The 13,609-nt window shown below is 48.4% G+C and carries 6 protein-coding genes and 2 pseudogenes; all 8 read left to right on the top strand.

Features of this window, described 5'->3' with window-relative positions:
* The first annotated feature begins 1 nt into the window (after window position 1).
* The 8 genes and pseudogenes from GGC63_RS01480 to GGC63_RS01455 all read left to right on the top strand — a co-directional run bounded on the left by GGC63_RS01480 (window position 2) and on the right by GGC63_RS01455 (window position 13,586).
* Complete coding sequence (locus GGC63_RS01480; protein ID WP_079908802.1) at window positions 2–241, top strand: HPr family phosphocarrier protein; 240 nt, start codon at window positions 2–4, stop codon at window positions 239–241.
* 774 nt (window positions 242–1,015) lie between these two features.
* On the top strand, window positions 1,016–4,249 hold the full coding sequence (locus GGC63_RS35045; RefSeq protein ID WP_192700827.1) for a family 43 glycosylhydrolase: 3,234 nt from the start codon (window positions 1,016–1,018) through the stop codon (window positions 4,247–4,249).
* Window positions 4,250–4,312: 63 nt separating this feature from the next.
* Window positions 4,313–5,098 (top strand): annotated as a pseudogene (locus GGC63_RS35285) (carbohydrate-binding protein); the annotation flags it as partial.
* A gap of 24 nt (window positions 5,099–5,122) precedes the next feature.
* Window positions 5,123–6,388: pseudogene (locus GGC63_RS34270) on the top strand (cohesin domain-containing protein); the annotation flags it as partial.
* A gap of 150 nt (window positions 6,389–6,538) precedes the next feature.
* Window positions 6,539–6,844, top strand: a complete 306-nt coding sequence (locus GGC63_RS34815; RefSeq protein WP_264082007.1) for a dockerin type I domain-containing protein — start codon at window positions 6,539–6,541, stop codon at window positions 6,842–6,844.
* 381 nt (window positions 6,845–7,225) lie between these two features.
* Complete coding sequence (locus GGC63_RS01465; RefSeq protein WP_192700825.1) at window positions 7,226–8,218, top strand: S-layer homology domain-containing protein; 993 nt, start codon at window positions 7,226–7,228, stop codon at window positions 8,216–8,218.
* Between the two features lie 88 nt (window positions 8,219–8,306).
* Window positions 8,307–11,786 carry a carbohydrate-binding protein gene (locus tag GGC63_RS01460; RefSeq protein ID WP_192700824.1) on the top strand — a complete coding sequence of 1,160 codons (3,480 nt, stop codon included), beginning with the start codon at window positions 8,307–8,309 and terminating at the stop codon, window positions 11,784–11,786.
* 66 nt (window positions 11,787–11,852) lie between these two features.
* Complete coding sequence (locus GGC63_RS01455; protein ID WP_192700823.1) at window positions 11,853–13,586, top strand: S-layer homology domain-containing protein; 1,734 nt, start codon at window positions 11,853–11,855, stop codon at window positions 13,584–13,586.
* Window positions 13,587–13,609 lie beyond the last annotated feature (23 nt).

The raw sequence follows: 13,609 nt of genomic DNA, 5'->3' as shown, positions 1-13,609 counted from the left end.
TATGCATAATACAACAGAAATCGGTTGGGAAATTTCAAAGACGGCGAATCAATTCCGTTCATCTTGTGTGCTGAAATTCGGGGATGTCATTGTTGACGCGAAAAGCATTCTTAGTGTGTTTGTAACCCTAGTTGATCATCACAATTATGAGCTGTACGTGATGGGCCCGGATGCGGAGGAAGCCAAGAAAGCGATGTCGGATTTATTCGCCCGCTATGATTTGTCTTATGTAATCAAATAAACGGGGGAAAGAGCGGTCCGCCTATAGCGGACTGTTCTTACCACATAAATGTTTAACTTTATTAAAGCGTCAGCGTGATAAAGATCATTTCTATTGGCGATAAAAACTACCGCTGAACGCGGTCCTCATCATTGAACAGACGTCGATACGTTTTTCTCATCTCCGATTGGGCTCAAAGCCTGTAACCGTATCATTTGGGAAATCACTATTTCTTTAGTAATTACAAATAGTATCTAGTTATTCTATAGAATTTGGTATTGCCCCCCCTTTATAATGTGGACAGATAGCGCTTACAAAAGGGGTTATTTTTTTAATAACGCAGGGAAATTACAAGATCGTTAATAAGGGGGGGATTGGCAAGATGATTGCTGTAAATTAGAAGCATAAAGCCATGCTAGAAAAGACAACTTAAGCCCTTCAAACCATTGCATCTTGCAGATAACTGAGCTTGTTCCCAATACATAAAGCAAGCTAACGCCCTCGATTGTTCAGACTTCAACGATAACATTTCCAGTAACGGCTGGTCTTAACTACTCTACCCAATCCCCTAGTCCGTTTCAGCTCGCCAACATAGATAGTCACCTTATTGTCCCTAATATTGTATAAATTGTTTAGTGCCGAGCAACCCGACGGATTGCTGCAGGAATGCCTAAGCTTTCAAACAAAGGTTCCGAAAGCTGCTAATAACAAAAATTAAAGCGCTACCAAAAAAACTGGAAAAACCTTTGCATTTTCAAAAATGTAGATTGAGCCAATACGGGAGGTTTGAAATCCATGGGGAAATTATTGGTATTCGTACTCGTTTTTTCATTAATCATAAGCTCTTTGCCAGGTTTTACTGCACATGCGGATGGCATCACGGCCAAGAACCCCATAATATGGGCGGATGTGCCGGATGTCGATGTGATTAGGGTAAATGATACTTACTATATGACCAGCACGACAATGCACATGAACCCTGGGGTTCCAATCATGAAATCCAAGGATCTCGTCAATTGGGAGATCGTCAATTACGTATATGATATCCTTGCGTCTACTGACAAACAAACCCTCTCCAATGGAGAAAACATATATGGGAAAGGCTCATGGGCCAGCAGCATCCGTTTTCATAACGGCAAGTTTTATGTGGTATTTGCCTCCAATGATATTGGAAAGACATATATCTTTCAAACGGCCGACATAGAAAAGGGTCCATGGGAAAAGTATGAGCTTGCCGGCGGAGTGTATCATGATATGTCCCTGCTGTTCGATGATGACGGACGTGTCTATATGGTCTACGGTAATGGAACCATAAAGATTATTGAGCTGACCTCAGATGCCACAGCCATCAAAGCAGGCGGAATGAATAAAACGATCATTCAAAATGCAAGCGCTCCCGGAGGATCGGGTGGCCTTGGAGCTGAGGGCTCACACGTTTATAAAATAAACGGTAAGTATTACATCTTCAATATCTCATGGCCATCAGGGGGCATCCGCACGGAATTAGTGCATAGGGCGGATACTGTCGATGGTACCTATGAGGGAAAGATTGCTTTAAAATCGGGCAGTAATTCAAACAGCGCCGGTGTGGCACAAGGAGGGATTGTTCAATCCCCTGACGGAAAATGGTACGGAGTGTTGTTCCAGGACTACGGCTCCGTCGGGCGCATACCTTACATTGTTCCGATGACATGGAGCGAGGATGGATGGCCCGTCTTCGGGGATGTCAATGATACGGGAATTGCTGCAGGCCTCTCAAGAGCATGGGTCTCATCGGATAGCTTTGATCAAAGAGCAGAGAAAGTTGGCGCTTACCATACAGAGGCGGCAAACGGAGAAAACGATGACAACGGATCCAATCTTGCCCTGGTGTGGCAGTGGAACCATAATCCTGACAATCGGTACTGGTCCCTAACCGACCGGCCAGGGTATTTGAGACTCACTACTGGAAGCACGAGCAGCAGTATTCTTAATGCCCGAAATACGCTTTCCCAAAGAACCTTCGGTCCGGAAAGCTCGGGAACGGTTGCTATAGATGTCAGCCATATGAAGGACGGAGACTATGCCGGCATTGCCGCATTTCAGCAGAACTACGGGTTTATCGGTGTGAAAATGAGCGGGACTACCAAATCTGTTGTTATGGTAAATGGAAGCTCAGGGACGGCAGTGGAAGCAGCAAGTATCCCTGTCACTCAGAATGTCATCTATTTAAGGACCGAATTGGATTATAAGAATAGGACGGACAAAGCCTATTTCTATTACAGTCTTGACGGTGAGCGTTGGGCATCCATAGGTAACACACTTCAAATGTCCTATACGCTGCCGCATTTTATGGGTTACCGATTTGCCTTATTCAATTTTGCCACAAAGACGACAGGCGGTTATGTTGACTTCGATTATTTCAAAATAGATGACAAGTTAGCAGGATCCAACTTTGATACGAATTTGAAGTCCCTCCAGGTAAACGGGGCGCAAGTGAGCGGGTTCAGTCCGAGTAGATACGACTATTCCCTGGATGTTCCTGCAGGATCAGTCCCCCATGTTACCGCGACCCCCAATGATCCTGCTGCGAGTGTTTCTATTACCCAAGCGGCAGGGGTGCCGGGAAAAGCCACGGTCACTGTAAGCAGGGAAGGCCTACAAACAGCGGTCTATACCATTCAGTTTAATACGCCTGTTTCCGTAGCTATTGAGGCAGAAACAGCAGCGGAAAATTCCGCTGAAGCGTACGTACATGGCACCGCCAACGGCCATACCTGGTCGCTTGTGGACGGTCTATCTACGAAAGCCATGCAGTTTTTACCTGACGACGGCACTTCGGTGACGCCGGGCACAGATGCGGCAAGCCTTGCAGCCGGCTCCAGATTGAATTATAAAATCAACTTCACGACTGCAGGAACCTACTATGTTTGGATTCTTGCCAAGAGTCATAGCTACCAAACGGACTCCGTCCATGTGGGGTTGGATAATCAGTATAAATTCACTTCCAACGGGATTGAAGGTGTCAGCGGTGGTCAGTTTAAATGGGTGAATCTCAGCAACGGCGGTACTGTAGTGACGGGAGGTATTCCTTTGAATATTTCCGCCGGCGTGCATGAATTGAACTTTTGGGGAAGGGAATCCGGCCTTGCCATAGACCGGATCTATTTGACCACAAGTACCGCAACGACAGATCCGGTCTGGCCGGAGGCTAAGGTACCTGCAGCCGCACTTAGCGCAGACAGCAGCGTGAAGCCTGGAAGCAGCTTTACCGTGGGCGTTAGCCTGAACAATCTGACACAAAGCGTGTTTGCCCAGGACATCACCTTGTCTTATGATTCCAACGTATTTGACTATGTAAGTGCGGCAGGTGCGAACAGCAATATCCAGATCGTGACAGAGGATAAGGCGACTTCCGGAAAAGTAAGGCTCATTGCCGCCGATATCGGAGGCGTATCTGGAGTCAGCACGCCGGTTCTGAATGTAACCTTCAGGGTCAAAGCCGGTGTCCAGAATACAACCGGAACTATTGCGGCAGCCCAAGCCAAGCTGGGTGTGGCTCCTGAGGGAACTGTGATTCAGGCGGCGCTCAGCAGCAAGAGCATAGCTATAGGCAAGATTGATGCCGTTGTAGACAAGACGGCATTGGCAACAGCGATTACGAATGCACAAAGCTTATATGATACTGCGGTGGTTGGCACACTGCCGGGTCAATACCCGCAAGCAGCCAAGGATGCGTTCGGCGTAGCGATCAATGCAGCCAAAGCCGTCAAAGACAGCTCAAGCGCGACGCAGTCCCAGGTCGACAATGCAGTCACCGCACTGAACAGCGCGGTAGATACGTTCAAGGCAGCTGTCATTAAGGAAGTGTCTGCAGACCTCAACAAGGATGGAATCATTGATGTAGGCGACCTCGCGATCGTTGCTTACCATTACGGTAAAGATTCCACCAGCGCAGACTGGGCAGCAGCTAAGACGGCGGATATGAACTACGATAATAAGATCGATATTATGGATCTGGCGTATGTTGCATCGAAAATAACGGAGTAAAACAGGACACAAGAAGCTATGGACGGGGATTCGCTTCTCCCCCTCCATAGCCCTTAACAGGAGATGAAAACCATGATATCGCGATTGAGGAAATCACTTTGCGTATTTTTAGCATGTGTCACTGCGCTGCCACTAGTTTCCGTGCCGGTATCTGCTGAAGTTTCAGCGGCTGCAGCTGCAACGGAGGTTATCGTTAATTTATCGGCGGAGAAACAAGTGATTCGCGGCTTTGGAGGCATGAATCACTCCGTCTGGATCGGAGATTTGACACCGGCCCAAAGGGAAACAGCTTTTGGCAATGGGGAGAACCAGCTGGGTTTTTCTATATTAAGAATTCCTATACATGAGAACAAAAGCAATTGGCAAAAAGAGGTGGAAACAGCCAAAAAAGCCATTGAGCATGGAGCTATCGTATTTGCTTCCCCATGGAATCCTCCAAGTGAAATGGTAGAGACCTTCACTTTGGGTATGAGCTCGGGCAATGGTACCACTTATGAAGCGGAGTCGGGTACGACATTGAGTGATTCTTCAGTGCAAAGCTCCTATTCGGGCTATAGCGGCAGCGGGTATGTCCAATTTCAAGCTTCATCCGGAGCAGCCATTCAGTGGAACAGCATCGGCATTGGCACGACAGGAACCAAGAACGTTAAAGTCCGATATGCTCTCCAGTCAGGGACAAGTAATCTGGATGTTTATGTTAACGGGACGAAAGTGCTCAGTCAGGTGGCCTTTGCAGCAACCGGCAGCCCGGCTGCCTGGGGCGAACAATCGATTCAGGTACCCATGAGCAGCGGGACCAGCACGTTACAGTTTGTAGCTACCGGTGAAGAAGGATTAAACATAGATAACATCCATGTTACCGCCTATGTTGTGGACGCAACAGCAAAACGGCTAAAACACGATATGTACGCTGAATATGCGCAGTATCTGAATGAATTCGACTCCTTCATGAAGAGCAATGGAGTGGAGCTATATGCTATTTCGGTTCAGAATGAGCCGGATTATGCACATGACTGGACATGGTGGAGTAAGGAAGAAATGCTTCGTTTTATGAAAGAAAATGCCGGATCCATCCATAACAGGGTCATAGCACCAGAGTCGTTTTCTTACGTAAAACAAATGTCAGACCCCATTCTGAACGACCCGGAAGCATTGGCCAATATGGATATTCTTGGCGCTCACACGTACGGCACTAGTTATAATGATTTCCCTTACCCCTTGTTTGAACAAAAAGGTGCAGGCAAAGAACTCTGGATGACGGAAGTCTACTACCCGAACAGCGACACGAATTCGGCGGATCGCTGGCCTGAGGCGTTGGGTGTTGCCGAGCATATGTATAACGCCATGGTAGAAGGGAATTTTCAGACCTACGTCTGGTGGTATATCCGCAGGCATTACGGTCCTATGAAGGATGACGGTACGATAAGCAAGCGGGGTTACAGCATGGCTCATTACTCGAAATTTGTTCGACCCGGCTATGTTAGGGTGGAAGCGACCAAAAATCCCGATCCGCAAGTGTTCACATCTGCATATAAAGGTGACAATAAGATAGTTATTGTCGCTATCAACAAAGGTACTTCTGCAGTGAGTGAAAGGTTTGTTCTGCAGAACGGGTCTGCAACGAAAGTAGCCTCCTGGGTAACGGACAGCAGCAGGAATCTTGCGGCCGGAGCGCCTATGCCAGTGTCGAACGGCTCCTTCACAGCCGAGCTTCCGGCTCAAAGCGTTACAACCTTTGTAGCTGAGAATGTTGACAGCACAGGCACTACAGCTGCACTTACCGCAGACAGCAGTGTGAAGCCCGGAAGCAGCTTTACCTTAGGCGTTAGCCTGAACCATCTGACACAAAATGTGTTTGCCCAGGACATCACCTTGGCTTATGATTCCAATGTATTTGACTATGTGAGTGCAGCAGGTGCGAACAGCAATATCCAGATCGTGACAGAGGATAAGGCGACCGCTGGAAAAGTGAGACTCATTGCCGCCAATATCGGAGGGGTATCCGGAGTCAGCACGCCGGTTCTGAATGTAACCTTCAAGGTCAAGGCTGGTGTACAGAATACGACCGGCACGATTACGGCGACCCAAGCCAAGCTGGGCGTGGCTCCCGAGGGAACCGTGATTCAGGCGGCGCTCAGCAGCAAGAGCATAGCTATAGGCAAGATTGATGCCGTTGTAGACAAGACGGCATTGGCAACAGCGATTACGAATGCGCAGAGCTTGTATGACGCTGCGGTGGTTGGCACATTGCCGGGTCAATACCCGCAAGCAGCCAAGGATGCGTTCGGTATGGCGATCAATGCAGCCAAAGCCGTCAAAGACAGCCCAAGCGCGACGCAGTCCCAGGTTGACAACGCGGTTACCGCACTGAACAGCGCGGTAGATACCTTCAAGGCGGCTGTGATCAAGGAAGTATCTGCAGACCTCAATAAGGACGGAATCATTGACGTTGGCGACCTCGCGATCGTTGCTTACCATTACGGTAAAGATTCCACCAGTGCAGACTGGGCAGCAGCTAAGACGGCGGATATGAACAGCGATAATAAGATCGATATTATGGATCTGGCGTATGTTGCAACCAAGATAATCGATTAAGTCATCGGTACGTTCATTGCAGCTCTGCTTACCATTTTCGTTATATGAATAACAAAGTTCTGGTGATGCCCTATCTTGGGAAGGGACCTCATTGGGGATAGGGCACACTAGAATCGTTCCAAATGCTTCATTGCACAAAATGCTAATCCTTAAAAAATCAACTTTTTGAAGAAGAAATTCCATCGTGATTTTCTAGTGTCTTAGCTATAATAAAGGCAAAAAATGGGAGGGATACAAAATAAGGTAGAGGAACAGCGAGGCAACCCTGCATAGCTTTGGATTTCAAGCATGAATGCTCGTCATAGTTAAAGCACTATCATAATTGTTCGGGTCGGGATGCTCAGTATTCCTTCCTAATTCTCACGATAAGGAGATTGCCACATGAGAAAAGGAAAATTAACTTTTGTAATGTGTCTTATTGCTGTCATGATGGTTACTTGTATGCCCGGTACCGGTTATTCAGAAGAAAATACGATCTTCACTCTGAGTCAAAGTGCGGAAAAGGCTCTGCCAAACCAAGCTCTAGAAGTTACGTTGAATGGAAGCAACTTAAAGGATCTCTATGCCTACGAGGTTTTGATTACATTCGACCCTGATATGGTTGAGCTGGATAAGGCAGAATCGAAGCTGGAAGGTTTTTTTATACCACCGAAGATAGATAACGGCAAAATAACGATGGCCTTTACGAAAATTGGCAAGAAGGAAGGTGAGCAGGGAAGTACAGCCTTAAGTACCATTGCCTTCAAAGGGAAGTCTCAGGGAGATGCCAATATTAAGCTGGTATCCGTGAAAGCACTGAATCCGAATCTGACAGCGACGCTCTACAGCTATGGGACCACTTTTGACGATCTGGCGGGCTACGAATGGGCCAAGATGGAGATTGAGGCCCTCGCGTCCTCAGGAATTATCAAGGGTACGTCGGCTACTACCTTTAGCCCGGGAGCCGACATCACCAGGGCAGACTTCCTATGCTTGCTGGTCAGAGCATTAAATCTTAATGCAGAAATAGACGAGAATTTCAAGGATGTAGAGCAGTCCGACTATTATTACAAAGAAGTAGGAATTGCCAAAAAGCTTGGCATTGCTCAGGGTACAGGCGATAACCTGTTCGAGCCGAGAGTTAGCATATCCAGACAGGACATGATGGTAGTGGCTGCACGAGCGATGAAAATGGCCGGAAGAATGCTGGATGAGTCCATTTCAGACTTAGGAGGGTTCAGCGATGCCGGTGAAGTAGCGGATTATGCAGTAAGCCCCTTGGCTCAACTGGTCAAGAAAGGAGTCATCCAAGGCTACAATGGAATGATCAAACCGGTGGATACGGCTAGAAGAGCGGAAGCAGCCGTTATCATATACCGCTTGTTGAACATGTAGAGTTGTATTTCACTACTCAAAGGAGGTGTTTATTTTCAAGAGCAGGTAACAACAGCAGCTACTATTATAAGAGAGGTGGAAGGATTCAGTGAAGCTATGGAAAAAAATGATGTCAGTGACGATGGCTTTAACGCTCATGGCCCCATTAACCCCGGTCATGGATAGGGCAGAGGCCGCAACAGCTGCGGTCGCTCCGGCACTTGCAAAAACGCCTGGAAAAGGCAATCCGCTATTTACGCAAAAGTTTGGTGCAGATCCCTATGCAATGGTTTATAACGGAAGAGTTTATGTTTATATGACAAATGATACGTTGGAGTACAATGCTGACGGGACCGTTAAGGATAACGGGTATAGTTTGATTAATAAGATAACGGTTGTTTCGTCTGACGACATGGTCAACTGGACAGACCACGGGGAAATCCCTGTAGCCGGGCCGCAGGGCGCTGCTAAATGGGCAAGAAACTCCTGGGCCCCGGCTGCAGCACATAAAACGATAGACGGCAAGGAGAAATTCTTCCTCTATTTTGCAGATAGTGCAAACGGGATCGGCGTGCTCTCAGCGGACAGTCCGTTCGGACCGTTTACAGATCCCATTGGAAAGGCTCTGGTCAATAGAAATACCCCGGGAGCTAGCGATGTTACATGGCTTTTTGACCCAGCGGTACTGATTGATGATGATGGAAGCGGGTATATCTATTTTGGCGGCGGTGTTCCGACAGGTAAGGACGCTGACCCGGGAACCGCACGTGTTGCAAAGCTTGGAGCGGATATGATCAGTTTGGATCTGGCTGCAAGCGGAGGAGCGGTTAAGCCTATTAGCCCGCCATGGTTGTTTGAGGACTCTGGAATCCACAAATACAACGGGAAATATTATTACTCTTATTGCACTAACTTCTCAGGCGGACATCCATCGGATATTCCTACAGGAGCTATTGCCTATATGGTAAGCGACAACCCGATGGGCCCTTTTACCTTTGTCAAAACCATACTGCCCAACCCCGCTACCTTCTTCGGAGTGGGAGGCAACAATCACCACGCCATCTTTGAATTCAACGGTCAATGGTATATCACTTACCATGCCCAAACTCTTGCAAAGGCCATGGCGGAAAGCGGGACGGTACCACAAATGGGAGGGCAGCCCCATGGATACCGAAATGCACACATTAATAAGGTAAGCTTCGATGGAAACGGAGTCATCCAGAATATTACCGGAGATTATGCAGGTGTTCCGCAGCTGAAAAATGCGAATCCCTACGCAAGGGTTGAGGCCGAAACCATTGCTTGGAACGGGGGAATAACCACGGAGAGCATTACCGAACCTGGAGGCATGGTAAGCAGCATCAACCTGGCTGTCAGCAATATTAATGACGGGGACTGGACAGCCGCATCCAAAGTGGATTTTGGCGCGACAGGCGCCGGGACATTTACAGCCAAGGTTGCCAGCGGTTCGAGCGGAGGAACGATAGAGCTGCATCTCGATAGTGCGGATGGCCCGTTGGTGGGTACGCTTCCCATTTCCAACACAGGAGGGGAAAATAGCTGGAAGACAAAAACAACCAGTATTTCCGGTGCCACGGGTGTTCATGACCTGTATATGGTATACAGGGGAGCAACAACCGGTAATCTGTTCAAGGTCGATTATTGGCAGTTCGAGCAAAAGAGCGCTGCCCATCAACTGGCTGCCATCAACGCGTCCATCGATAAACAAAAGATTGATACCGTTTCCGGGACCAACACGGCAAGCATGAAGGTTATGGCGATCTATTCCGATGGAACGAGTGAAGATGTTACGGCCGAGGCCGTTGCTGCACCGGCGCAAAACGGCATTGTAAGTATCAGCAACGGAATCATAACCGGCGTCGGCTATGGTTCGACAAGCATCGACATCAGCTATGGCGGAAAAACAGATTCACTGAATCTAGTGGTGAAAGACTTGAGCAGCGAGCTGAGGGTGAAGCAGATTACAGTGGACAATAGCTCCGTTGCACTCGATTCCGGTAAAACCGCTGCATTCAAAGTCACGGCAGAGTATTTCGACGGGCATACGGAGGATGTAACCAAATTAGCGACCTACAGCAATCCGAATCCGGACGTTGCTGACGTCTCCAACGGCACCATTACGGCCAAGGCCAGTGGAACAGCTAACGTGGTGGTTAGCTACAAGGGAGCATTGGGCGAAGCAGCAACCGCGCAAATTCGGATAAGCGTCAATACTCCTGCTGTTGTGGCTATTGAGGCGGAAACAGCAGCGGAAAACTCGGTCAACGCTTATGTATATGGCACCGCCAACGGCCATATCTGGTCGCTTGTGGACGGCCTATCTACGAAAGCCATGCAGTTTTTACCTGACGATGGCACTTCGGTGACGCCGGGCACAGATGCAGCCAGTCTTGCTGCCGGCTCCAGATTGAATTATAAAATCAACTTCACGACTGCCGGAACCTACTATGTTTGGATCCTTGCCAAGAGTCATAGCTACCAAACGGACTCCGTCCATGTTGGCTTGGATAATCAGTATAAATTCACTTCCAACGGGATTGAAGGTGTCAGCGGTGGTCAGTTTAAATGGGTGAATCTCAGCAACGGCGGAACTGTTGTGACGGGAGGTATTCCTTTGAATATTTCTGCCGGCGTGCATGAATTGAACTTTTGGGGAAGGGAATCCGGCCTCGCCATAGACCGGATCTATTTGACCACGAGTGCGGCAACGACAGATCCGGTCTGGCCGGAGGCTAAGGTACCTACAGCTGCACTTAGCGCAGACAGCAGCGTGAAGCCTGGAAGCAGCTTTACCGTGGGCGTTAGCCTGAACCATCTGACGCAAAGCGTGTTTGCCCAGGACATCACCTTGTCTTATGATTCCAACGTATTTGACTATGTGAGTGCGGCAGGTGCGAATAGCAACATCCAGATCGTGACAGAGGATAAGGCGACTTCCGGAAAAGTAAGGCTCATTGCCGCCAATATCGGAGGGGTATCTGGAGTCAGCACGCCGGTTCTGAATGTAACCTTCAAGGTTAAGGCCGGTGTTCAGAATACAACCGGAACGATTGCGGCAACCCAAGCCAAGCTGGGTGTGGCTCCTGAGGGAACCGTGATCGAGGCGGCACTAGGCAGCAAGACCATAGCTATAGGCAAAATTGATGTCGTTGTAGACAAGACGGCATTGACAACAGCGATTACGAATGCACAAAGCTTGTATGACGCTTCTGTGGTTGGCACACTGCCGGGACAATACCCGCAAGCAGCCAAGGATGCACTCGGCATCGCGATCAACGCAGCCAAAGCCGTCAAAGACAGCTCAAGCGCGACGCAGTCCCAGGTTGACAATGCTGTCACCGCACTGAACAGCGCGGTAGATACCTTCAAAGCAGCTGTCATTAAGGAAGCATCTGCAGACCTCAACAAGGATGGAATCATTGATGTAGGCGACCTCGCGATCGTTGCTTACCATTACGGTAAAGATTCCACCAGCGCAGACTGGGCAGCAGCTAAGATGGCGGATATGAACAACGATAATAAGATCGATATTATGGATCTGGCGTATGTTGCAACCAAGATAGACTAATAAATCAAGAAAAAGGCGATGGGAGACGTTTGTCTCCCATCCGTTCCTTTATAGTGAGGGATCATAATGAAGATGCGCAAATTTCCACTTTATTGCCTGGCTCTTATGTTAGCCGCCACGCTATTATCTTCTTCGGCTGTAGCACAAGTTCCGGATGAATTCGTCTTGCGTTCCTCGGCCACTAATGTGAAGCTGGGTGATAACGTGACTATTTCTGTTGCTGGCCATGCACTTACAGATTTATATGCTGCCGGGATGGAGCTAACCTATGATGCGCAGCTGCTAGAGTATACCGGTTATTCCAGCAGTCTAAGCAATCAAGCCATCGTGCTGGAGCCTAAAGTACAGGGAAACAAAATCCGGCTGCTATTCACTCTAACGGGCAATAAACCGGGAATAACCGGCGATAAGGATTTATTCACCCTTTCGTTTAAAGCGTCCCGGGTAGGGACGGCTTCCGTTTCCCTAAGCTCCTTGACGCCAGTCAACAGTGAGCCGAGAAAAACCATCGGGAATATAGGCAGCGGAATAACCATGTCGGTCATTCAATCAAACTCGCGCTCCCGTTCCAGCCACTATTCTGCTCCTAATGCCTGCTCCCAAGAGGCGTCAACGCCGTTATCGCGAAGCTCCCAAGGGACCTCTGCTTTGTTTTTCGATATATGGTCTGCTACCAATGGTGTTGCGTGCATTAATGTGGGGTCCAATGATCTACTTGAAGCAGGAAACAATTCCAAAGACAGCTCGGTAACGATTAAGGTCAACACAGGTTTGGACGTAAACAAAATCCAGCTGAATCTGCCGGCATATCAGCTTCAACAGCTCAGCTCGGAACCAGGCAAAGTCAAGATGGTTAGGATTGAGACAGATTTTGCTTCCGTTTCCATTCATCGGGATGTACTTGATGGCAGCGTGCTGTCAGAAATATCCAATTTGCAACTACAGATCGCAAAGGCAGACCCTGCCAGCTATTCACAGGATGTTAGAGCAAAAATCGGAAATTCCGTTATAAATGAGCTTCAATTGAGTTTAGACGGCAGCCCAATCACAAGCTTTAACAAGAACCGTGTCGCAGTAGAAGTACTGTATACGTTGTTAGCGAATGAAAATCCAAATCAGGTAGTCCTTTACCATATATCTGATGATGGAAAATTAGATGTGGTTAGGAACGGGTATTACAACCCGGCTGCAGGGAAGGTACAGTTCCATCCTGCCCGCTTCGGCATGTATGCGGCAAACCATGTTCAGGTTTCCTTTAACGATATGGATGGGCACACTTGGGCGAATGACGCCGTTCTTGGCTTGGCGGCCCGTGAAGTAGTGAACGGTAGAAGCGAGGGTCGTTTTACACCGGATGGGGAGGTAACAAGAGCCGAATTCGTGAAAATGCTGATGCAACTGTTTGATTTGGAGGACTCCTCTGCAATGGCGTCATTTACGGATGCTGCTCCAGGTGCATGGTATTACAATTCCATTGCTTCTGCGCAAAAGACCGGCCTTGTGCAAGGTAAGGAGGACGGCAGCTTCGGAGTGAACGATCCGATCACCCGTGAAGATATGGCGGTGCTGATTTACCGGGTATCCAGGATAATTAGTTCTGCAGCTGTTCAAGCAAACGGGACAACGGGGGATTTCCTTGATCAGGATCGAATCTCTGCCTATGCCAAGGATGCTGTTTTATTTGCTAAACAGACGGGCTTAATGGACGGAGTGGCCGAAGGGCATTTTGAACCAAAGGGTGTATCGACGAGGGCACAAGCTGCAACCGTAATCTACAGGCTGTATCAAGCAGGGAAATGAAAGTAAAAAACTTTCAAAAGGAG

It is taken from the genome of Paenibacillus sp. OAS669 (genome assembly GCF_014873645.1).
Lineage (GTDB): Bacteria > Bacillota > Bacilli > Paenibacillales > NBRC-103111 > Paenibacillus_S > Paenibacillus_S vulneris.
Note: the sequence above shows the minus strand (reverse complement) of the source record. Positions and strands in the feature narration are given on the sequence as shown.